The organism is Enterobacter sp. 01-M-02-SI-ECC (assembly GCF_047530595.1).
GTDB lineage: Bacteria > Pseudomonadota > Gammaproteobacteria > Enterobacterales > Enterobacteriaceae > Enterobacter > Enterobacter cloacae_M.
In genome coordinates this window covers 66351-88016 of record NZ_JBLKCZ010000001.1, presented here as the reverse complement: position 1 = coordinate 88016, position 21666 = coordinate 66351, and the positions used below count along the sequence as shown (strand labels likewise).

Below are 21666 nucleotides of genomic sequence, written 5' to 3'. Positions count from 1 at the left end.
TCCTGCCTGTTGTAAGTTATAACCGCGAAAAAGCGTTGTCCTGACGCGGGGGAGCGACGAAATGACCCGGCTCGACCTCGCGCAGCGTCACGCGCTCCACGGCCTCGCCGCGTTTATGAATATTGCCCGGCATTTCATCCTGCAGCAGCACGCGCTGGCCGTGACGATGCGCGGGATCGGCTACAGGGACCGCCGCGATAAGCTTGCGGGTGTACGGATGCTGCGGGTTTTCAAACACCGCCCTTCGTGGACCAATCTCCACGATCTGCCCCATAAACATCACCGCCACGCGATGGCTGATGCGCTCGACCACCGCCATATCGTGCGAGATAAACAGGAAGGCAATGCCCATATCCCGCTGTAAATCCAGCAGTAAGTTGATGATTTGCGCCCGGATAGAGACATCCAGCGCCGAGACGGACTCATCGGCAATCACCACTTTCGGGTTCAGCGCCAGCGCGCGGGCGATGCAGATACGCTGTCGCTGTCCGCCGGAAAACTCGTGCGGATAACGCCAGGCGTGCTCCGGCTTCAGGCCGACGCGCTCCAGCAGCCAGGCCACGCGGCGCTGGGCCGCTTCGCCGTCGAGCAGGTTATGCACCCGCAGCGGCTCCATGATCGAATACCCCACCGTATGGCGCGGATCGAGGGAGGCATACGGATCCTGGAAAATAAACTGAATATCCCGCCGCACCGCCTGCAGCCTGCTGTCCGGAAGGGTATCAATGCGCTCGCCGTTAAAGGTGATGCTGCCTTCCTGAGATTCCACCAGACGGAGCAACGCGCGCCCGGTGGTGGATTTACCGCAGCCGGACTCCCCCACCAGCGCCAGCGTTTCGCCCGGCCAGAGATCGAAGCTGACGTTTTCCACCGCGTGCACTTCGCGCTTAACGCGGTTCAGTATGCCGCTGCGCAGCGGAAAACGGGTGACCAGATCGCGCACTTCCAGAATGGGCTTGCCCGGCACCACGGTGTCCTGCTCGCGCTCATCCTCCTGCTGCTCAGATGCCTCAAGAGAAATCAGGGGGAAGCGGCGCGGCAAATCGCTGCCGTTCATCGCCCCCAGGCGCGGAACCGCCGCCAGCAGCGCTTTGGTGTAAGGATGAACCGGCGCGTGAAAAATCTGCTCGACCGGGCCGGTTTCCACCGCGCTGCCTTTGTGCATCACCAGCACCCGATCGGCGATATCGGCGACCACGCCCATATCGTGGGTGATAAAGATCACCCCCATCTCCATCTCCTGCTGCAGCACTTTGATGAGCTGCAGGATCTGCGCCTGAATCGTCACGTCCAGCGCCGTCGTCGGTTCATCGGCAATCAGCACCGCCGGACGGCACGAGAGCGCCATGGCAATCATCACCCGCTGGCGCATACCGCCGGAAAGCTGATGCGGGTAGCGACCCAGAATGGCCTGCGCCTCCGGAATGCGCACCAGCTCCAGCATCCGCCGGGCCTCTTTGAGCGCTTCATCGCCGCTCAGCCCCTGATGCAGGCGGATGGACTCGGCGATTTGTTCCCCGACCGGAAAAACCGGGTTCAGGGAGGTCATCGGCTCCTGGAAGATCATCGCAATATCCGCCCCGCGCACGCCCTGCATCTGCGCGCCGCTCAGCTCGTTTAAATCAATGACCTGACGGTTGCGGCGGCGCAGGAGCATTTTCTCGCTGCTGATTTGCCCGCCCGTCTGTTCCAGCAGGCGCATCAGCGCCAGCGCGGTGACCGATTTCCCGGAACCGGACTCGCCAACAATCGCCAGCGTCTCGCCGCGCCTGAGCGTGAACGATAAATTCTGTACTGCGGGGATGAACTGCCGCTCTTCCTGAAACGCAATATTGAGCTGATGGACAGCCAGCACTTCGCGGTTGTCCAGTTCTTCACTGTGCGGCACGCGCTGCCCCCTTATTCACGATAGATCCCCGTGCTCGGTTCATCACCGGCATAGCCCCAGGCGCGGTACATGCCTTCGCTGTTGAACGGCAGGGCCACGTTGCCCTCACGATCCACCGCAATGAGCCCGCCGACGCCGCCCAGGGCGGGCAGTTTTTCCATCACCACGCGCTCGCAGGCCTCGCTCAGGCTTAAGCCGCCGTAATCCATCAGCGCGGTAATGTCATAGGCCGCAAGGGCGCGGATAAACACTTCCCCGGTTCCGGTACACGACACCGCCGCCGTCGCATTATTGGCGTAGCAGCCGGCGCCCGGCAGCGGGCTATCGCCGACGCGCCCGGGCAGCTTGTTGGTCATCCCGCCCGTTGACGTTGCCGCCGCGAGGTTTCCGGCCTTATCCAGCGCCACCGCGCCGACCGTGCCCATTTTAGTGGTTTCATCCAGCGGCGCTGTATGGTCAAGCTGCGTCATGCCCGCCGAACGGGCCTCCAGCAGCTGCTGGTAGCGCTCCTCCGTGGAAAACAGATCCGGCGATACCGGTTCCATCCCGTGCTCGAAGGCAAACGCCTCCGCCCCGGCCCCCGTCAGCAGCACGTGCGAACTCGCCTCCATCACCAGACGCGCCGCCAGCACCGGATTACGCAGATGGCTCACGCCCGCCACGGCGCCCGCTTTCAGGGTGACGCCGTCCATCACGCAGGCATCCAACTCGTGCGTTTCATCCCGGGTAAAGACCGAACCGATCCCGGCATTAAATAACGGACACTCTTCCAGCAGGCGCACCGCCTCGGTGACCACGTCCAGCGCGCTTTCGCCCGCTTCCAGCATTCTCTGGCCCGTTTCCACAATGGCGTACAGCGCGTCGATATAGCGCTTTTCCTGCTCGGGACTGAGCTGTGCTCGGGTGATTGCCCCGGCGCCACCATGAATTGCGATTACCGCATTAACCATTCGCATCACCCGTTAGCCTGATTTGCGGCTTTTTCTATAAATATCATTATCGTCGACGAAACTTCAGATGATTTTTGAATATAGAAAGACGTAACTGTGATGTAAAGCGTACACCCATCGGGTCATACAGTTAGCCGCACTTTTCTGCCATAATGAGCGCTTTCGTTGTTACTCCGCAGGAGCCCACCATGGATTTTACCGCAGGACTGATGCCGCTTGAGACGGCACTCACGCAGATGCTTGACCGAGTTTCCCCGCTGCATGACGTTGAGACGCTGCCCCTCGTGCGCTGTTTTGGCCGTATTGCCGCACGCGATATCGTCTCTCCGCTCAACGTGCCGGGGTTTGATAATTCCGCGATGGACGGTTACGCGGTACGCCTGGCGGATCTCCAGACGGGTGACGCCCTGCCGGTGGCGGGTAAAGCCTTTGCGGGCCAGCCGTTTAGCGGTGAATGGCCTGCGGGCACCTGCGTGCGCATCATGACCGGCGCGCCGGTTCCGGCCGGCTGCGACGCCGTTGTGATGCAGGAAGAGACAGAACAGACCGACGGCGGCGTGCGTTTTACCGCGAACGTTAAAGCGGGCCAGAACATCCGCCGCACGGGCGAAGATATCACCCTTGGCGCGACGGTCTTTTCTGCCGGGCAGAAGCTGACGGCAGGTGAGCTGCCGGTGCTGGCGTCGCTCGGCGTGGCTGAAATCGACGTTATCCGTAAAGTGCGCGTTGCCGTTTTCTCCACCGGTGACGAGCTGCAGCTTCCGGGCCAGCCGCTGCAGGACGGTCAGATTTACGACACCAACCGCCTGGCGGTACACCTGATGCTGGAGCAGCTGGGCTGCGAGGTGATTAACCTCGGCATTATTCCTGACGATCCGGAAAAACTGCGCGCCGCGTTTATCGAGGCGGATAACGCCGCCGACGTGGTTATCAGCTCTGGCGGCGTCTCCGTGGGCGAAGCGGATTACACCAAAACCATCCTTGAAGAGCTGGGGGAAATCGCCTTCTGGAAGCTGGCCATCAAGCCGGGCAAACCGTTCGCGTTTGGCAAGCTCACGCACGGCTGGTTCTGCGGCCTGCCGGGTAATCCGGTCTCTGCGGCACTCACCTTCTACCAGCTGGTGATCCCGCTGCTGGCGAAGCTTTCCGGCAACAGCGCCAGCCCGCTACCGGAACGCCAGCGCGTGCGCGCCGCCACGCGCCTGAAAAAATCGCCGGGTCGTCTCGATTTCCAGCGCGGCATTCTGGCGCGCAACGCGGACGGCGAGCAGGAAGTGAGCACCACCGGGCACCAGGGCTCACACATTTTCAGCTCCTTCAGCCAGGGCAACTGCTTTATCGTCCTGGAGCGCGAGCGCGGCAATGTGGAAGCCGGCGAGTGGGTTGAGATCGAGCGTTTTAACCACCTGTTCGGAGGCTGACATGACGGTGGAGCTGAGCGACCCGGAGATGATGCGCTACAACCGCCAGATTGTGCTGCGCGGGTTTGACTTCGAGGGCCAGGAAGCGCTTAAAGCAGCAAGCGTGCTGGTTGTCGGTCTGGGCGGTCTTGGCTGCGCCGCCGCGCAGTATCTTGCCGCGGCAGGCGTGGGCAGGATGACGCTGCTGGATTTCGATACCGTGTCGGTGTCAAATCTCCAGCGCCAGACGCTGCACAGCGACGCGACGGTTGGCCAGCCGAAAGTGGACTCTGCCCGCTCGGTGCTGGCGCGCATCAACCCCAACGTTCAGTTCACCCTGATTGACGCGATGCTGGATGACGGCGCGCTGTCGGCGCAGATTGCGCAGCATGACCTGGTGCTGGACTGCACCGATAACGTCGCCGTCCGTAACCAGCTGAACGCGGGCTGTTTTGCCCACAAAATCCCGCTGGTCTCCGGCGCGGCGATCCGCATGGAGGGGCAAATCAGCGTCTTCACGTACGCGGAAGGCGAACCCTGCTACCGCTGCCTGAGCCGCCTGTTCGGCGAGAACGCGCTGACCTGCGTTGAGGCGGGCGTGATGGCGCCGCTCGTCGGCGTGATTGGCTCCCTGCAGGCGATGGAAGCGATCAAAGTGCTGGCGCGCTACGGCACGCCTGCGGCGGGGAAAATCGTGATGTATGACGCGATGACCTGCCAGTTCCGCGAGATGAAGCTGATGCGTAACCCGGGGTGTGAGGTTTGCGGAGGTTAAAGCAAACGGCAACCTTCAGGTTGCCGTTTTAGTGTTTGCTCCCTCTCCCTGTGGGAGAGGGTTGGGGTGAGGGCATCAGGCTGCACCCGTCAGATCGACGTCCGTCCAAACGCCCCCTGCCAGTCCTGCTCAAACTTCACAATCGCCGCATCCACGGCCGGAGAGGTAATAAACTGCTGCGCCACGTCCAGCGGCAGCGTGATTGACGCGCAGCCTGCCAGCAGGCAGTCCAGCGCCTGACGCGGCGTTTTGAAGCTCGCGGCCAGCACCTTTGACTGCGGGGCGTGCAGCGTCAGCAGCTGTTGCAGTTCAACCACGGTCTGGATCCCGTCCCCGCCCTGCGCGTCCACGCGGTTAACGTAAGGCGCCACATACTCCGCCCCCGCCAGCGCCGAGAGCATCCCCTGTGCGGCACCGTAAACCGCCGTACCCAGCGTCGGGATCCCTTCCGCTTTCAGCATCTTGATCGCCGCCAGCCCTTCGGCGGTCACCGGCACTTTTACTACCAGGTCGTTAATGATGGCGCGCAGCTTACGCGCGTCCTCCACCATCCCTTCGGCGGTGGTAGCCATCACCTGGGCGAACAGACGGCCTTTACCGCCCAGCGCGTCGTGCAGCGCCGGCAGCAGCTCGTCCAGCGGCGTTTTACCTGCCCCCACAATGCTTGGGTTGGTGGTTACGCCCGCCAGCGGGAAGATACGCGCCAGCTTTTTGACTGCCGCAACGTCAGATGTGTCGAGATAAAGTTCCATGATGTCACCCTCAAAATTAGCCTGCACTTACCCTATCACGACAAAACCTGCTCAGGAGTTGACCTGTATCAAGATAACTTTCATTCGAAAGTAATTTAATCTTCATATGCAATACGAGAGGCGAAATCATGATCTTCAATATTCAGCGTTACTCTACCCACGACGGCCCCGGTATTCGAACCGTGGTGTTCCTGAAAGGCTGCTCGCTGGGCTGTCGCTGGTGTCAGAACCCGGAAAGCCGCTCCCGCAGCCGGGACGTGCTGTTTGATGCGCGCCTGTGCCTGGACGGCTGCGACCTGTGCCAGCAGGCGGCGCCGGGCTACATCGAACGCGCGCTGAACGGTCTGGTTATCCACCGCGAGAAGCTTGATGAAGCCGCGCTCAACGCCCTTACTAACTGTTGCCCGACGCAGGCGCTGACCGTCTGCGGTGAAGAACAGCAGGTCTCGGAGATCATGGCAACCGTACTGCGCGACAAGCCCTTTTACGACCGCAGCGGCGGCGGGATCACCCTCTCCGGCGGCGAGCCGTTTATGAACCCCGAACTGGCACAGGCCCTGTTTAAAGCCAGCCACGAACAGGGGATCCACACTGCCGTGGAAACCTGCCTCCACGTGCCGTGGCATTACATCGAGCCGTCATTACCCTACGTCGATCTGTTCCTCGCCGACCTGAAGCATGTTGACGGTGAGGTATTTAAGCGGTGGACGGACGGTTCGGCTAAGCGAATCCTGGACAACCTGAAGCGCCTTGCCGCCGCCGGGAAAAAAATCACCATTCGCGTGCCGCTGATCCAGGGCTTTAACGCTGACGAAGCGTCCATAACCGCCATTACCAACTTCGCTGCCGACGAGCTCGGCGTCGACGATATTCATTTTCTGCCGTATCACACGCTGGGCATGAACAAATACACCCTGCTCGGCCAATCCTACTCTGCCCCTGACAAACCGCTGGATAACCCTGACCTGCTGGACTTCGCGCAGCAGTACGCCTGCCAGAAAGGGTTAACCGCGACCTTACGAGGATAAACCTATGACGACCCTGAATCTCAACACCCTCAGCGAGCGCATTAAGGCGCACAAAACGGCGCTGGTGCATATCGTCAAGCCGCCGGTCTGTACCGAGCGCGCGCAGCATTACACCGAAATGTACCAGCAGCACATGGACAAGCCGATCCCGGTGCGCCGCGCCCTCGCGCTGGCGCATCACCTGGCCGAGCGCACCATCTGGATCAAACACGATGAGCTAATTATCGGTAACCAGGCAAGCGAAGTGCGCGCCGCGCCGATTTTCCCGGAATACACCGTCTCCTGGATTGAGAAAGAGATCGACGATCTGGCGGACCGCCCGGGCGCGGGCTTTGCGGTGAGCGAAGAGAACAAGCGCGTGCTGCACGACATCTGCCCGTGGTGGCGCGGCCAGACGGTGCAGGATCGCTGCTACGGCATGTTCACCGACGAGCAGAAAGGCCTGCTGGAAACCGGCATTATCAAAGCCGAAGGCAACATGACCTCCGGCGACGCGCACCTGGCGGTCAACTTCCCGCTGGTGCTGGAGAAAGGCCTCGACGGCCTGCGCGCCAAAGTGGCCGAACGCCGCTCGCGCATCAACCTGACGGTGCTGGAAGACCTGCACGGTGAGCAGTTCCTGAAGGCGATTGATATCGTGCTGGAAGCGGTAAGCCTGCACATCAAACGCTTCGCCGACCTGGCGCGCGAGATGGCATCTACGGAAACCCGCGAAAGCCGCCGCGACGAGCTGCTGGCGATGGCGGAAAACTGCGACATCATTGCCCACGAGCCGCCAAAAACCTTCTGGCAGGCGCTGCAGCTGTGCTACTTCATTCAGCTGATCCTGCAGATTGAGTCCAACGGCCACTCCGTCTCCTTCGCGCGTATGGACCAGTACCTGTATCCGTACTACCGCCGCGACGTGGAGCTGAACCAGAGCCTGGACCGCGAGCACGCCATTGAGCTGCTGCACAGCTGCTGGCTGAAATTGCTTGAAGTGAATAAGATCCGCTCCGGCTCGCACTCCAAAGCCTCCGCCGGCAGCCCGCTGTACCAGAACGTCACCATCGGCGGCCAGAAGCTGGTCAACGGCGAGCCGATGGACGCGGTGAACCCGCTCTCCTACGCGATTCTGGAATCCTGCGGTCGCCTGCGCTCCACCCAGCCGAACCTGAGCGTGCGCTACCACGCGGGCATGAGCAATGACTTCCTCGACGCCTGCGTGCAGGTGATCCGCTGCGGCTTCGGGATGCCCGCGTTCAACAACGATGAAATCGTCATTCCGGAATTCATCAAGCTCGGCGTTGAACGAAACGACGCCTACGACTACGCGGCCATCGGCTGCATCGAAACCGCGGTGGGCGGCAAGTGGGGCTACCGCTGTACCGGCATGAGCTTTATCAACTTCGCCCGCGTGATGCTGGCCGCGCTGGAAGGCGGCCGCGACGCCACCAGCGGCAAGGTGTTCCTGCCGCAGGAAAAAGCGCTCTCCGCTGGTAACTTCGACAACTTCGACGAAGTGATGGCGGCGTGGGATAGCCAGATCCGCTACTACACCCGCAAGTCCATCGAGATTGAGTACGTGGTGGACACCATGCTGGAAGAGAACGTCCACGATATTCTCTGCTCGGCGCTGGTGGACGACTGCATCGAACGCGCGAAAAGCATCAAGCAGGGCGGCGCGAAGTACGACTGGGTCTCCGGCCTGCAGGTGGGCATCGCCAACCTCGGCAACAGCCTGGCGGCGGTGAAGAAGCTGGTGTTCGAACAGGGCACTATCGGTCAGCAGCAGCTGGCGGCGGCGCTGGCGGATGACTTCGACGGGCTGACCCACGAGCAGTTGCGTCAGCGCCTGATCAACGGCGCGCCGAAGTACGGCAACGACGACGACAGCGTGGACATGCTGCTGACGCGCGCCTATCAGACCTACATCGAAGAGCTTAAGCAGTACCACAACCCGCGCCACGGCCGCGGCCCGATTGGCGGTAACTACTACGCGGGCACCTCTTCCATCTCCGCAAACGTGCCGTTTGGCGCGGCAACGATGGCCACGCCGGACGGACGTAAGGCGCATACCCCGCTGGCGGAAGGAGCAAGCCCGGCTTCCGGTACGGACCACCTCGGCCCGACGGCGGTAATTGGCTCGGTGGGTAAACTGCCGACGGAAGCGATTCTCGGCGGCGTGCTCCTTAACCAGAAGCTGAACCCGTCGACGCTGGAAAACGACAGCGATCGCCAGAAGCTGATGGTGCTGCTGCGCACCTTCTTCGAGGTGCATAAGGGCTGGCATATTCAGTACAACATCGTCTCGCGCGAAACGCTGCTGGAAGCGAAGAAACATCCTAACCAGTATCGCGATCTCGTGGTGCGCGTCGCGGGCTACTCGGCGTTCTTCACCGCCCTGTCGCCGGATGCGCAGGACGATATTATCGCCCGTACTGAGCATACGCTGTAACGGCATATCCCCTCACTCTTGATGGTGAGAGGATATGCGCACGCTGATGCCCTCACCCCGGCCCTCTCCCACGGGGAGAGGGAGAAAACACTAAAAACGGCAACCTCGGTTGCCGTTTTGCTTTTACTTTCGAATGAAATTAAATTTGTGCTCCCCGTCACCTTGTTATTAGAATGTTTCAAAACGCAGTGACCCAGGAGCACAGTATGACCGTTAAAGTTATCGTCACCGATATGGACGGAACTTTCCTTGATGATGCCAAGCAGTACGATCGTGACCGCTTCCAGGCACAGTTTGAACAGCTTAAAGCCCGCGACATTGAATTCGTTGTCGCCAGCGGCAATCAGTATTACCAGCTCATCTCCTTCTTTCCGGAGCTCACAGATCGGATCTCCTTCGTCGCGGAAAACGGCGCGCTGGTGTTCGATCGCGGCGAACAGATTTTCCACGGCGAGCTGACGCGGCATGAATCGCAAATCGTGATTGGCGAGCTGCTGAAAGATAAAGGGCTGAACTTTGTGGCCTGCGGGCTGGAGAGCGCGTACGTGAGCGATAAAGCCCCGGACGCGTTCGTGGCGCTGATGTCAAAGCACTATCACCGCTTAAAGCGCATCAGCGATTACCGCGAAATTGACGACGTACTGTTTAAGTTCTCCCTGAACCTGCCGGACAGCGATATCCCTAATCTGGTGGATAAACTGCACGTCTCCCTGGACGGCATTATGAAGCCGGTCACCAGCGGCTTTGGTTTTGTCGATTTGATTATCCCCGGCCTCCACAAGGCCAACGGCATCAGTCGTCTGCTGAAACGCTGGAAAATCTCCCCGCAGGAGTGCGTGGCCATTGGGGACAGCGGCAACGATACCGAGATGCTGAAGCTGGTGAAATATTCCTTTGCGATGGGCAACGCGGCAGAGAGCATCAAAGAAATCAGCCGCTACGGCACAGACGACAACAACCATCAGGGCGCGCTGAACGTCATTCAGGCCGTGCTCGACAACCATTCCCCGTTCGATCTCTGAACCTTTCCTCGCCGGAGCCTTGCTCCGGCCTCTCACTCTTTTTCCGACCTGTGGCTTGCGTCAAGTTTTTAAACTTGCATTAACTTAATTTTAACTTAAAGTATCACTTGTAGACATTTTTACTTTCGAATGAAAGATGCGAGGCAGTTATGACCTTTACCAGTGAAACCTTACCAGCGGACCACAAAGCGGCAATCCGTCAGTTAAAACGTGAGCTGCGCGCGCAGATCGGCGACGTGCAGGCGGTGTTTAATAAGCTCAGCGACAAAATTGCCACCCGCGTGGCGGAAATCAACGCGCTTAAGAACAAAGGCGAATCCGTCTGGCCGGTAATTCCGTTTGCGGATGTGACAAACGGCACGATTACCGACGCACAGCGCGAGGCCGTTAAACGCCGCGGCTGCGCGGTGATTAAAGGTCATTTCCCGCGCGAGCAGGCGCTGGCGTGGGATCAGTCGATGCTCGACTACCTCGATCTGAATAAGTTTGATGAGGTCTACAAAGGCCCGGGCGATAACTTCTTCGGCACCCTGACGGCCTCTCGTCCGGAGATTTACCCGATTTACTGGTCTCAGGCGCAAATGCAGGCGCGCCAGAGCGAAGAGATGGCGCAGGTGCAGTCGTTCCTGAACCGTTTATGGACATTCGAGAGCAACGGCAAGCAGTGGTTCAACCCGGACGTGAGCGTGATTTACCCGGACCGTATCCGCCGCCGCCCGCCGGGAACGACCTCAAAAGGGCTTGGGGCGCATACCGACTCCGGCGCGCTGGAGCGCTGGCTGCTTCCTGCTTATCAACAGGTGTTTGCCCGCGTGTTTGAGGGCAACGTCGAGAAATACGATCCGTGGAACGCCGCGCACCGTACCGAAGTGGAAGAGTACACCGTCGATAACACCACTAAATGCTCGGTATTCCGCACCTTCCAGGGCTGGACGGCGCTGTCGGACATGATCCCAGGTCAGGGGCTGCTGCACGTGGTGCCGATCCCGGAAGCGATGGCCTACATTCTGCTGCGGCCGCTGCTGGACGACGTGCCGGAAGACGAGCTGTGCGGCGTAGCTCCGGGGCGCGTGCTGCCGGTTTCCGAGAAGTGGCACCCGCTGCTGATCGAGGCATTAAGCAGCATACCGGCACTCGAGGCGGGTGATTCCGTGTGGTGGCACTGCGATGTGATCCACTCCGTGGCGCCGGTGGAAAATCAGCAGGGCTGGGGCAACGTGATGTACATCCCTGCCGCGCCGATGTGCGAGAAAAACCTCGCCTACGCTAAGAAGGTCAAAGAAGCGCTGGAAACCGGCGCGTCGCCGGGAGACTTCCCGCGCGAGGATTATGAAAAAAGCTGGCAGAACCGCTTTACCGTGAACGATCTCAACATCCACGGCAAGCGCGCGCTGGGCATGGTTTAATTGTCGTACAGCCCTTCCCGCTCCACGGCGGTGCGTCGTTTCCCCTGACGTATCCGCCGTACCGATTCCCGCACGGCCAGCGTGCCGTTAAGCAGTAACGTCCCGACCGGCGCGTCCGGGCGCATCAGCCGCTGCTGGAGCATATATACCGCTTCGGTTCCCAGCTCATCGCGGGGGACATGCACGGCCGTCAGAGGCACATCCTGGATTGCGGCCAGGTTAAAGCCGTCAATGCTCATCACCGACACGTCCTGCGGCACGCGCAGGCCGTGGTTTTGTAAGGCGCTAATGGTGCCCGCCGCCATAAAGTCGCCGCCGACCAGGAACGCGGTAGGTAAATCCTTCCCCTGCACTTCACTGAGCCAGCTGCTGACCATCTGTTCCGTTTCGCGCGCGCTGAAGCTGGGCACCACCAGCAGATCGCGTTTATCGTTGAATTTCAGGTTGTGAGACTGCCACGCGTCGCGGATCCCCGACAGGCGCAGCTCCATGGTGTAGCGACGCAGGCACAGCACGTTCATCACCTCGCGGTGCCCCATCTCGAACAGGTACTCCGCCGCCCGCTCGCCGATGGCGCGATGGTCCGGCGCGACGGCAGGCAGACGCATGTGCCGGTCGCGGCAGTTAATCAGCATGCAGGGTTTACCCACGTCCACCGCCAGATCGTGGATATGGGGATCGTCGATGCCAAGAAGGATTGCCGCCTGAGTGTCCGCTTCGTTCATGCGTGCCAGAAACAGCTGGGCGTCGCTGTCGTTCTCCTCCAGCGCGCAGTAGCGAAGGCGCACATCGTGGGACGCCAGGCCTTTACTCACGCTCTGGATCACGCGGTAGTAAAAGATATCGGACCGTTCGTCAAACGCCCGCTGCGGGGCAAAAACCACCAGGCTATTAAGCAGCAGACGCCCTGCCGCCATGCCGTCCATCACCCCCAGCTCCCGCGCGCACGCCAGCACCTTCGCGCGCGCTTTTTCACTGGTATTCGCTTTTCCCGCCAGCACCCGCGATACGGTGCTGATCGAGAGCTGCGTCCGGGCCGCGATTTCGGTGATTTTTAGCCTTTTGTCCATTTTGTGATCTGGCTCCATTTGCGAAATGAAAAAATTTTCATAGCGTATTGGTCAGGTAATAGCTGACATAAAAGCCATCATGCCAGAGGGTTTACGTCAGTTATGAGAAATTTTGCACAAAATCCACTTTTGCCCACTCATTTTCTTCCTTAAGGTGAACTTGTCACACAACTTCCATACTAGTTGTATACCAACTTAAGTAGTTTAAACGGATAGAAATCAAAGGCATAAAAATCCGTGTGACACCTGAACCTCCGTTCCCTTACCGTCCGTCTTGTGGAGAGTAAAATGAGTCAGGACATCAATAACACCGTAGCGACAAGCAAAACCCGTCGCGTCATCAAGAACCTGCGCTGGTACGTGCTGGTGCTGTTCTTACTTGGCGTCACCGTTAACTACATCACCCGAAACTCACTCGGGATCCTCGCCCCGGAACTGAAAGAGAGCCTCGGGATCACCACCGAGCAATACTCCTGGATCGTCGGCGCGTTCCAGATCGCCTATACCATTTTCCAGCCCCTGTGCGGCTGGCTGATTGACGTCATCGGCCTGAAGATTGGCTTTATGGTCTGCGCCGGGATCTGGGCGCTGATGTGTATCTTCCACGCGGGTGCCGGAAGCTGGCTGCACCTCGCTATTCTGCGCTTCTTTATGGGTGCCTCTGAGGCCGCCGCTACTCCGGCGAACGCCAAAACCATCGGCGAATGGTTCCCGAAATCAGAGCGACCCGTTGCCGCCGGCTGGGCTGGCGTGGGCTTCTCCATCGGCGCAATGCTGGCTCCGCCTATCATCTACTTTGCTCACGCATCGTTCGGCTGGCAGGGCGCGTTTATGTTTACCGGCGTGCTGGCGCTGCTGTGGGTGATCCTCTGGTGGGCGTTCTACCACAACCCGGAGCAGCACCCGAACCTGAGCAAGGACGAACTGGCGTTCATCAAGCAGGATAACGAACCGCCTGCGGTGAAACTGCCCTTCCTGACCGCGCTGAAAACCGTCTCGAAAAACAAACGCTTCTACGGGATCGCCATCCCGGCCTTTATGGCGGAACCGGCCTGGGCGGTGCTGAGCTTCTGGGTGCCGCTGTACCTCGCCAAAGAGCACGGCATGGACCTGAAGCAGATTGCGATGTTTGCCTGGCTGCCGTTCCTCGCCGCCGACCTCGGCAGCGTGGCGAGTGGCTACCTGACGCGTCTGTACACCCGTCTGTTCGGCTGCTCGCGCGTTAACTCGGTCGTTGCCAGCTCCGTGACGGGCGCGTTCCTGATGATCTCGCTGGGCATCGTGGCCATTACCCGCGACCCGTATATCACCATCGTGCTGATCTCCATCGGCGGCTTCGGGCACCAGATTATCTCCTGCATGCTGAGCGCCCTGGTCGTTGAGTCGTTCGACAAAGGCCAGATGGCGACCGTAAACGGCATGCGCGGCTCTGCGGCGTGGATCGCCAGCTTCCTGTTCTCGCTGTTAATCGGCGTGACCGCCGACAAAATCGGCTTTAACCCGCTCTTTATTGCCATGGGCTTCTTTGACCTGATTGGCGCTCTCTTCCTGGTAGCATTTATTGCTGAACGTCGCGCCAAGCGCGCCTGATAGTGGATGTATTGCATATGAAAACCCTGAAAAACTGGACCCTTGATACGCAGTCGGCAAACCATCTGGAACTGCTGGTCGATAACCAGCACCGCCTGTGCCTGTATGTGCTGGAAGAGAACCTGTTCCGCGTACTGATCAAACGCAAAGGCGAGCTGGCGCTGGACCGCACCTGGAGCATCGCGCCGGAAAAAGACGTGCCGTGGGAAGGCCGCCGTCGTGACGATATAAGCGGCTTCTCCTGCCCGGCCTGGACCCTGACGCAGCAGGATGAGACGCTCACCGTGGCAACCGAACAGCTGCGCGTGACGGTCCACCAGCCGCTGTGGCTGGAGTGGCACTACCGCAATGAGGCGGGCGAGTGGCAGCCGCTGGTCAACGACCGTCCAACCAGCGCCTACCTGCTGAACGCCCACGGCGACGGCGTGGCGCACTACCTCAGCCGCCGCAAGGACGAGCGTTTCTATGGCCTGGGCGAAAAAGCGGGCGATCTGCAGCGCAACGGCAAGCGCTATGAGATGCGCAACCTCGACGCAATGGGGTACAACGCGGCCAGCACCGACCCGCTCTACAAGCATATTCCGTTCACTATCGCCCGCCGCGACGACGTCAGCTACGGCCTGTTCTACGACAACCTGAGCAGCTGCTGGCTGGATCTGGGTAACGAAATCGACAACTACCACACCGCCTATCGTCGCTGGCAGGCGGAAGCGGGCGATATCGATTACTACATCTTTACCGGCAAGCGCGTGCTGGACGTCACCAAAGCCTTCGTGCGCCTGACCGGGAAAACGCTGTTCGGACCGAAATGGAGTCTGGGCTACAGCGGCTCGACCATGCACTACACCGACGCGCCGGACGCCCAGAACCAGCTGATGAACTTCATCCGCCTGTGCGAAGAGCACGCCATCCCGTGCGACTCGTTCCAGCTCTCCTCCGGCTATACCTCTATCAACGGCAAGCGCTACGTCTTTAACTGGAACTATGACAAGGTGCCGCAGCCGAAGGTGATGAGTCAGGCGTTCCACGACGCGGGGCTGAAGCTGGCGGCAAACATCAAGCCGTGCCTGCTGCAGGACCATCCGCGCTATAACGAAGTGGCGGAGAGCGGCCTGTTCATTCGCGATTCAGAAACCGATGCACCGGAACGTTCCAGCTTCTGGGATGACGAAGGCTCGCACCTCGACTTTACCAACCCGCAGACGGTGCAGTGGTGGCAGAACGGCGTGACCACGCAGCTGCTGGAGATGGGCATCGACTCTACCTGGAACGACAACAACGAATATGAAGTGTGGGACGGAGAAGCGCGCTGCTTTGGCTTTGGCAAGGAGATCGCCATCAAGCACATTCGCCCGGTGATGCCGCTGCTGATGATGCGCGCCTCGCTGGAAGCGCAGCAGCGTTTCGCGCCGGAAAAACGTCCGTATCTCATCTCCCGCTCCGGCTGCGCCGGGATGCAGCGCTACGTTCAGACCTGGAGCGGCGACAACCGCACCAGCTGGGACACCCTGCGCTATAACATCCGCATGGGGCTGGGCATGAGCCTGTCCGGCCTGTTCAACGTCGGCCACGACGTCGGCGGTTTCTCCGGCGACAAGCCTGACGCCGAGCTGTTCGTACGCTGGGTGCAGAACGGCGTGATGCACCCGCGCTTTACCATTCACTCGTGGAACGATGACCACACCGTGAACGAGCCGTGGATGTACCCGGGCGTCACGCCAGCCGTTCGCGGCGCGGTTGAGCTGCGCTACCGCCTGCTGCCGTACCTTTATACCCTGCTCTGGCAGGCGCACGCCGACGACGAGCCGATGCTACGCCCGACCTTCCTCGACCACGAGCATGATGCGCAGACGTTTGAGGAGTGCGATGACTTCCTGCTGGGCCGCGACCTGCTGGTGGCCAGCGTCGTCGAAGCCGAGCAGCGCGAGCGCCGCGTCTGGCTGCCGGATAACGCCACCGGCTGGTATGATTTTTACACCCACGCGTGGTATGCGGGCGGCCAGTCAATCGTCCTCGACGCGCCGCTGGAAAAACTGCCGTTGCTGGTGCGCGCCGGTGCCGGTCTGCCGCTGAGCGAGCGCATCACGCATGTGAATGCCGAAAAAGATACGGCACGCGAGCTGAAGCTGTTCCCGGTAAAAGGCGTCGGGACAACCTCCGGAATGCTGTTTGAAGACGACGGCGAAAGCTGGGGCTACCAGGACGGCAACGCGCTGTGGGTGGAGTGGGAAATGGTGTGCGACGGCGCAACCATCAACCTGAAGGTCAACGCGCGCGGGGATTATCGTCCGGCGTGGAAATCGCTTAAGGTGTCGCTGCCTGCAGGGGAAAAACGTACGCTGCTGGTGAACGGGGTTGAAGGGGGCGAGTGGGTGATCTAGTACGGCCTGATGCCCTCACCCTGACCCTCTCCCACAGGGAGAGGGAACAGAACGTAGGCCGGGTAAGGCGAAGCCGCCACCCGGCTTTTTTTTAGTTCTCGATACCTTTACTGCGCAGGTAATCTTCATAGTTACCGGTGAAGTCCACCACGCGCTCTGGCGTAATTTCGATCACGCGGGTCGCCAGCGAGCTGACGAACTCACGGTCGTGAGAGACGAAGATCAGGGTACCCTGATACATCTCCAGCGCCATGTTCAGGGATTCGATAGATTCCATGTCCAGGTGGTTAGTCGGTTCGTCCATCACCAGGATGTTTGGTTTTTCCATCATCAGCTTGCCGAACAGCATGCGGCCCTTCTCACCACCGGAGAGCACCTTAGCCGGCTTTTTAATGTCGTCCTGGCTGAACAGCAGACGACCCAGAATGCTGCGCACCGCCTGCTCGTCGTCGCCTTCCTGCTTCCACTGGCTCATCCAGTCGAAGACAGTCAGGTCATTTTCGAACTCGTACTCATGGTCCTGCGCGTAATAACCAATCTGCGCGTTTTCAGACCACTTCACGGTGCCGTTGTCCGGCTGCAGTTCGCCGACCAGGGTTTTCAGCATGGTGGATTTACCCACGCCGTTGGCACCGAGGATGGCAATCTTCTCGCCCACTTCCAGCAGCAGGTTGAAGTTTTTAAACAGCGGGCCTTCATCGAAGCCTTTGGTAAGGGCTTCCACTTCCAGCGCGTTACGGAACAGCTTCTTGTCCTGCTCGAAGCGGATGAACGGGTTCTGACGGCTGGAGGCTTTAACCTCTTCCAACTTGATTTTATCAATCTGACGCGCGCGCGAGGTCGCCTGACGCGACTTAGAGGCGTTGGCGCTAAAGCGGCTGACGAAGGACTGCAGGTCAGCAATCTGCGCTTTCTTCTTGGCGTTATCCGCCAGCAGACGTTCACGCGCCTGGGTAGCCGCCGTCATGTACTCGTCGTAGTTGCCCGGGTAAACGCGCAGCTCGCCGTAGTCCAGATCCGCCATGTGCGTACAGACCATGTTCAGGAAGTGACGGTCGTGCGAAATGATGATCATGGTGCTGTCGCGATCGTTCAGCGTCTGCTCCAGCCAGCGGATGGTGTCGATGTCCAGGTTGTTCGTCGGTTCGTCGAGCAGCAGGATGTCCGGGTTAGAGAACAGCGCCTGTGCCAGCAGCACACGCAGCTTCCAGCCTGGCGCAACTTCGCTCATCGGGCCGTAATGCTGTTCAACGGGAATGCCTACGCCCAGCAGCAGCTCGCCCGCGCGCGCTTCCGCAGAGTACCCGTCCATCTCACCGTACTGCGTTTCCAGATCGGCCACTTTATAGCCGTCTTCTTCGCTCATTTCGGCCAGCGCGTATATGCGATCGCGCTCCTGCTTCACTTCCCACAGTTCCCCATGCCCCATGATCACGGTGTCCAGCACGGTGAACTCTTCGAAGGCGAACTGATCCTGACGCAGCTTACCGATACGCTCGTTAGGGTCGAGCGATACGTTGCCGAGCGTCGGCTCCAGGTCACCGCCGAGGATCTTCATAAAGGTGGATTTTCCGCTACCGTTGGCACCAATCAGGCCGTAACGGTTGCCGCCGCCAAATTTGACGGAAATGTTTTCGAACAGCGGCTTACTGCCAAACTGCATAGTGACGTTGCTGGTAACTAACACGGGGAGATTCCTGCGAAAAGTGTGATAAACACGGCATTATGCCACAATTCCGAATTGAGATCCCGTGTTGCGGCAATCCACTAAACTTTAACAAAATCGAAAAAAATGTGATTTCGTACACATCTGAATTCCCTGTTAGCGGGAATGCACATATAATGCGCTCCCATCACAGATTCAGACTTATCAACTCATCGCCAGAATGGCTTAGATACCTCGCACAACATGAACATGAAATTAACAACGCTTTTAGCGGCGGCGTTAGCCGTAGTAGGTTTTTGTAAGACCGCGTCTGCGGTGACGTATCCCCTGCCAACAGACGGTAGCCGTCTGGTAGGCCAGAACCAGGTTGTGACGGTACCAGAAGGTAACTCTCAGCCGCTGGAGTATTTCGCTGCGCAGTACCAGCTGGGCCTGTCTAACATGCTGGAAGCGAACCCGGGCGTTGACCCGTATCTGCCGAAAGCGGGTACCGTGCTGAATATTCCGCAGCAGCTGATCCTGCCGGATACCGTTCATGAAGGTATCGTGATTAACAGCGCCGAAATGCGTCTGTATTACTACCCGAAAGGCACCAACACCGTTATCGTGCTGCCAATCGGTATCGGCCAGCTGGGTAAAGACACCCCAATGAACTGGACCACCAAAGTTGAGCGTAAGAAAGCGGGCCCAACCTGGACGCCGACTGCCAAAATGCACGCGGAATACATCGCTGCGGGCGAACCGCTGCCAGCCGTTGTACCGGCAGGCCCGGATAACCCAATGGGTCTGTACGCGCTGTACATTGGCCGCCTGTACGCTATCCACGGTACCAACGCCAACTTCGGTATCGGCCTGCGCGTAAGCCACGGCTGCGTGCGCCTGCGTAACGACGACATCAAATTCCTGTTTGAAAACGTGCCGGTCGGTACGCGCGTGCAGTTCATCAACGAACCGGTGAAAGCGACCTCTGAGCCAGACGGCAGCCGCTACATCGAAGTGCACAACCCGCTGTCCACCAGCGAAGACCAGATCAACAACAACGAAGTCGTTCCTGTTACGCTGAACAGCGCGGTACAGGCGGTAACGTCTCAGCCAGACGTTGAAACAGCGATTGTTGACCAGGCCGTGCAGAACCGCTCCGGTATGCCGGTGCGTCTGAACTGACAGAGAAGCATTAAAAAAGCGGGCCTCGTTGCCCGCTTTTTTTTATCCGTTATTCACGATCACGATCCCACCGTGGTCGTACCGATAGTGGCAGTGGGCATACTCCAGCGGCGTGCCGTCCTCCAGATAAATCACCTGCTCCACTTCCAGCACCGGATCGGTCTGCTCGCAGACCAGATGCTCCCTGTCCAGCGCGTTGGGCTTAAGCGCCCGCACCACCCGATACGACCCCATAATTTTCAGCGCCAGGGTCTCCTGAACGTACTGAAACACCGACCCTTCAAGATGGTTTTTCGTCAGGCCCGGCACCAGATTCATCGGCATCACCGTGGAATCCAGCGACATCGGTTCGCCGTTCAGCAGGCGGAGTCGAATGAAGTCATAGATCGGCGCATCGGCGTTAATCATCAGCGACGCCTGCTCTTTTTCGTTCGGGAAGCGCAGCTCGAAATGCACCACCCGGCTGGTCACCGTGCCCAGATGTTCCCAGGTTTTGGTCGCACCAAAGTAGTCGCTGCCGGAGAGATCCCACTGCGAGAGCTGAAGGAAGTTTTTACGGATGAACGTGCCCTGCCCCTGGCGGGTATAGACCAGACCTTCGACGATCAGCTGGCGCATCGCCTGCTGAATGGTCATCCGGCTGGAGTTGAACTCCGCCGCCAGCGCAAACTGGTCCGGCAGCGGTTCATTGGCGGCGTACTGCTGGCTGATAATGCGTTTCTTAATTTCCCGCGCTATGGTGATGTACTTCGCCGCCATCGTCCTTCCTTTCAGTTAGTTTTCTATCCCGCTGTTTTTCAACGCCACTCTCTCGGCAATCTTGAGGAAAGGCAGGTAGAAGAATACACCAAATACGATGATTGCCAACTGCACCACCACCGCCCGCCAGTCCCCCGCCGTGGCAAGCCAGGCGCTGAGAATGGGCGGCGTGGTCCACGGGATCATCACCACGCAGCGCGACATTAACCCCAGCGTGGTACAGAGCCAGGCGAAGTAAATGCCGATGGCGGGCAGCAGCATGAACGGGATCATCAGCGGCAGGTTAAACACGATCGGCAGGCCAAAAATCACCGGCTCGTTGATGTTAAACAGGCCCGGCGCCAGCGACAGACGCGCCACCTGCTTCGCCGATTTTTGTCTGGAGAAGATAAAGATGGCAATCAGCAGCGAGATCGTGCTGCCCGTGCCGCCCACCATGCCAAACGTCGGCACGAAGATGTTGTTGATGATATGCGGGATGGGCTGGCCGTTGGCGAAAGCCAGCATGTTCTCGTTGGTGTTGATCAGCAGGAACGGCTCCAGCACCACGCTGTTAACGACAGATTGATGAATACCGAGCGTGAACAGGAAGTTACCGAAGCTGTAGATGAAAATCGTCCCCGGCAGACTGGTGTTGATCAGCCGCAGCGGCTGCTGGATAAAGGTCGTAATAAGATGGATCAGGTCCGTGTGCAGCACGTTTGCCAGTATCGCCGCCAGCACCGCGAACAGGGAGAGCGTGAGGATGGTCGGGATCAGCGCGGTAAAGGATTTGCTCACCGCCGGAGGCACGTTTTCCCCGAGGGAAATGTGCAGCGCCTTCAGCCGCGAAATGGCGATAAACACTTCCGTTGAGAGCAGCCCGATCAGCACCCCGGCGAAAATCCCGGTTGAGCCGATATTGGCGAACGTCAGCACCTGGGTGACGTTCACCGCGGCATCGCTGCCGACGGGCGTAATCTGCAGGCGCATCGGCATCATGATGATAAAGCTGCTGACGGCGATAACCACTGCCGAGACCGGATTGTCGAAATCTTTGTTGCGCGCCAGCGACCAGGCAATCATCGGGGCCAGCAGCAGCGCGGCGATGTTCAGCGTGCCGTTGATAATCGCCTCGCCCCACACCTTAAACTGCGCGAGCGTGTCGCCGTGAAAAATCCACGGAAATACCACGTTGTTTACCAGCACCGCCAGACCGGCGAGGATGAAAATGGGCATCACCGTGGCGAAAGCGTCGCGCAGGGAGCGAAGGTGCACCTGGTTTGCCAGGCGCGCCGAGAACTCAACAAACTTATCGACAAAAGACTGCATGTGCGGTGTTATTTTTGTTTCAGACATAGCGGATAGTTCCCATCAATCAGTCACAAAAACGGCCCGG

The 21666-nt window shown here is 59.4% G+C and carries 16 protein-coding genes; 9 read left to right on the top strand and 7 right to left on the bottom strand.

Annotated elements, in window-relative coordinates; translation table 11 throughout:
- Positions 1 to 16 precede the first annotated feature (16 nt).
- The gene (gsiA, locus tag ACMWLG_RS00400; RefSeq protein ID WP_045355710.1) at positions 17 to 1888 is read right to left on the bottom strand and encodes a glutathione ABC transporter ATP-binding protein GsiA; all 1872 of its coding nucleotides are present in this window, start codon (positions 1886 to 1888) and stop codon (positions 17 to 19) included.
- A gap of 11 nt (positions 1889 to 1899) precedes the next feature.
- Positions 1900 to 2838 (bottom strand): beta-aspartyl-peptidase, encoded by a 939-nt coding sequence (gene iaaA / locus ACMWLG_RS00395; protein ID WP_045403822.1) that lies wholly within the window; start codon positions 2836 to 2838, stop codon positions 1900 to 1902.
- Between the two features lie 188 nt (positions 2839 to 3026).
- On the opposite strand from iaaA, the gene moeA reads away from it, so the two are divergent.
- Together moeA and moeB are read left to right on the top strand one after the other, a co-directional pair.
- Positions 3027 to 4259, top strand: coding sequence for a molybdopterin molybdotransferase MoeA (gene moeA / locus ACMWLG_RS00390; RefSeq protein ID WP_045403716.1), 1233 nt, complete (start codon positions 3027 to 3029; stop codon positions 4257 to 4259).
- 1 nt (position 4260) lies between these two features.
- Positions 4261 to 5013 carry a molybdopterin-synthase adenylyltransferase MoeB gene (gene moeB, locus ACMWLG_RS00385; RefSeq protein WP_045403717.1) on the top strand — a complete coding sequence of 251 codons (753 nt, stop codon included), beginning with the start codon at positions 4261 to 4263 and terminating at the stop codon, positions 5011 to 5013.
- Between the two features lie 89 nt (positions 5014 to 5102).
- On the opposite strand, the gene fsa is transcribed toward moeB, so the two are convergent.
- Entirely contained in the window at positions 5103 to 5765 is a 663-nt protein-coding gene (gene fsa, locus ACMWLG_RS00380; protein WP_045403718.1) for a fructose-6-phosphate aldolase, read from the bottom strand.
- Between the two features lie 128 nt (positions 5766 to 5893).
- On the opposite strand from fsa, the gene ACMWLG_RS00375 reads away from it, so the two are divergent.
- From ACMWLG_RS00375 to ACMWLG_RS00360, 4 genes are all read left to right on the top strand, one after another.
- Positions 5894 to 6793 (top strand): glycyl-radical enzyme activating protein, encoded by a 900-nt coding sequence (locus ACMWLG_RS00375; protein ID WP_045619669.1) that lies wholly within the window; start codon positions 5894 to 5896, stop codon positions 6791 to 6793.
- 4 nt (positions 6794 to 6797) lie between these two features.
- A complete protein-coding gene (locus ACMWLG_RS00370) occupies positions 6798 to 9230 on the top strand; it encodes a formate C-acetyltransferase/glycerol dehydratase family glycyl radical enzyme (RefSeq protein WP_045403723.1) in 2433 nt (810 codons plus the stop codon).
- A 206-nt stretch (positions 9231 to 9436) separates the two neighbouring features.
- Entirely contained in the window at positions 9437 to 10252 is an 816-nt protein-coding gene (locus tag ACMWLG_RS00365) for a Cof-type HAD-IIB family hydrolase (protein WP_045403726.1), read from the top strand.
- A 149-nt stretch (positions 10253 to 10401) separates the two neighbouring features.
- Positions 10402 to 11658, top strand: coding sequence for a DUF1479 domain-containing protein (locus ACMWLG_RS00360; RefSeq protein ID WP_045403728.1), 1257 nt, complete (start codon positions 10402 to 10404; stop codon positions 11656 to 11658).
- Here ACMWLG_RS00360 and ACMWLG_RS00355 read toward each other — a convergent pair.
- Positions 11655 to 12728, bottom strand: coding sequence for a LacI family DNA-binding transcriptional regulator (locus ACMWLG_RS00355; RefSeq protein ID WP_045403730.1), 1074 nt, complete (start codon positions 12726 to 12728; stop codon positions 11655 to 11657). The genes ACMWLG_RS00360 and ACMWLG_RS00355 overlap by 4 nt on opposite strands.
- 288 nt (positions 12729 to 13016) lie before the next feature.
- On the opposite strand from ACMWLG_RS00355, the gene ACMWLG_RS00350 reads away from it, so the two are divergent.
- Positions 13017 to 14318, top strand: a complete 1302-nt coding sequence (locus ACMWLG_RS00350; protein WP_045355718.1) for an MFS transporter — start codon at positions 13017 to 13019, stop codon at positions 14316 to 14318.
- A 17-nt stretch (positions 14319 to 14335) separates the two neighbouring features.
- Positions 14336 to 16699 (top strand): glycoside hydrolase family 31 protein, encoded by a 2364-nt coding sequence (locus ACMWLG_RS00345; RefSeq protein ID WP_045403732.1) that lies wholly within the window; start codon positions 14336 to 14338, stop codon positions 16697 to 16699.
- Positions 16700 to 16790: 91 nt separating this feature from the next.
- Here the strand turns inward: ACMWLG_RS00345 and ACMWLG_RS00340 are convergent, their stop codons facing one another.
- Entirely contained in the window at positions 16791 to 18386 is a 1596-nt protein-coding gene (locus ACMWLG_RS00340) for an ABC-F family ATPase (RefSeq protein ID WP_045403734.1), read from the bottom strand.
- A gap of 222 nt (positions 18387 to 18608) precedes the next feature.
- Here ACMWLG_RS00340 and ldtB point away from each other — a divergent pair, with 222 nt between their 5' ends.
- Complete coding sequence (gene ldtB / locus ACMWLG_RS00335) at positions 18609 to 19529, top strand: L,D-transpeptidase (RefSeq protein ID WP_045403737.1); 921 nt, start codon at positions 18609 to 18611, stop codon at positions 19527 to 19529.
- 42 nt (positions 19530 to 19571) lie between these two features.
- Here the strand turns inward: ldtB and ACMWLG_RS00330 are convergent, their stop codons facing one another.
- Entirely contained in the window at positions 19572 to 20288 is a 717-nt protein-coding gene (locus ACMWLG_RS00330) for a GntR family transcriptional regulator (RefSeq protein ID WP_045403739.1), read from the bottom strand.
- Between the two features lie 15 nt (positions 20289 to 20303).
- The gene (locus tag ACMWLG_RS00325; RefSeq protein WP_045619667.1) at positions 20304 to 21626 is read right to left on the bottom strand and encodes a PTS sugar transporter subunit IIC; all 1323 of its coding nucleotides are present in this window, start codon (positions 21624 to 21626) and stop codon (positions 20304 to 20306) included.
- Between the last annotated feature and the right edge of the window lie 40 nt (positions 21627 to 21666).

What these genes read in the sequence shown, in the direction of transcription:
- ACMWLG_RS00365 (WP_045403726.1), top strand. Translation starts at nt 9,437, where the DNA reads ATGACCGTTAAAGTTATCGTCACCGATATGGACGGAACTTTCCTTGAT.
- ACMWLG_RS00355 (WP_045403730.1), bottom strand. Translation starts at nt 12,728, where the DNA reads ATGGACAAAAGGCTAAAAATCACCGAAATCGCGGCCCGGACGCAGCTC.
- iaaA (WP_045403822.1), bottom strand. Translation starts at nt 2,838, where the DNA reads ATGGTTAATGCGGTAATCGCAATTCATGGTGGCGCCGGGGCAATCACC.
- ACMWLG_RS00330 (WP_045403739.1), bottom strand. Translation starts at nt 20,288, where the DNA reads ATGGCGGCGAAGTACATCACCATAGCGCGGGAAATTAAGAAACGCATT.
- moeA (WP_045403716.1), top strand. Translation starts at nt 3,027, where the DNA reads ATGGATTTTACCGCAGGACTGATGCCGCTTGAGACGGCACTCACGCAG.
- ACMWLG_RS00345 (WP_045403732.1), top strand. Translation starts at nt 14,336, where the DNA reads ATGAAAACCCTGAAAAACTGGACCCTTGATACGCAGTCGGCAAACCAT.
- ACMWLG_RS00360 (WP_045403728.1), top strand. Translation starts at nt 10,402, where the DNA reads ATGACCTTTACCAGTGAAACCTTACCAGCGGACCACAAAGCGGCAATC.
- ACMWLG_RS00375 (WP_045619669.1), top strand. Translation starts at nt 5,894, where the DNA reads ATGATCTTCAATATTCAGCGTTACTCTACCCACGACGGCCCCGGTATT.
- ACMWLG_RS00350 (WP_045355718.1), top strand. Translation starts at nt 13,017, where the DNA reads ATGAGTCAGGACATCAATAACACCGTAGCGACAAGCAAAACCCGTCGC.
- moeB (WP_045403717.1), top strand. Translation starts at nt 4,261, where the DNA reads ATGACGGTGGAGCTGAGCGACCCGGAGATGATGCGCTACAACCGCCAG.
- ldtB (WP_045403737.1), top strand. Translation starts at nt 18,609, where the DNA reads ATGAACATGAAATTAACAACGCTTTTAGCGGCGGCGTTAGCCGTAGTA.
- ACMWLG_RS00325 (WP_045619667.1), bottom strand. Translation starts at nt 21,626, where the DNA reads ATGTCTGAAACAAAAATAACACCGCACATGCAGTCTTTTGTCGATAAG.
- ACMWLG_RS00370 (WP_045403723.1), top strand. Translation starts at nt 6,798, where the DNA reads ATGACGACCCTGAATCTCAACACCCTCAGCGAGCGCATTAAGGCGCAC.
- fsa (WP_045403718.1), bottom strand. Translation starts at nt 5,765, where the DNA reads ATGGAACTTTATCTCGACACATCTGACGTTGCGGCAGTCAAAAAGCTG.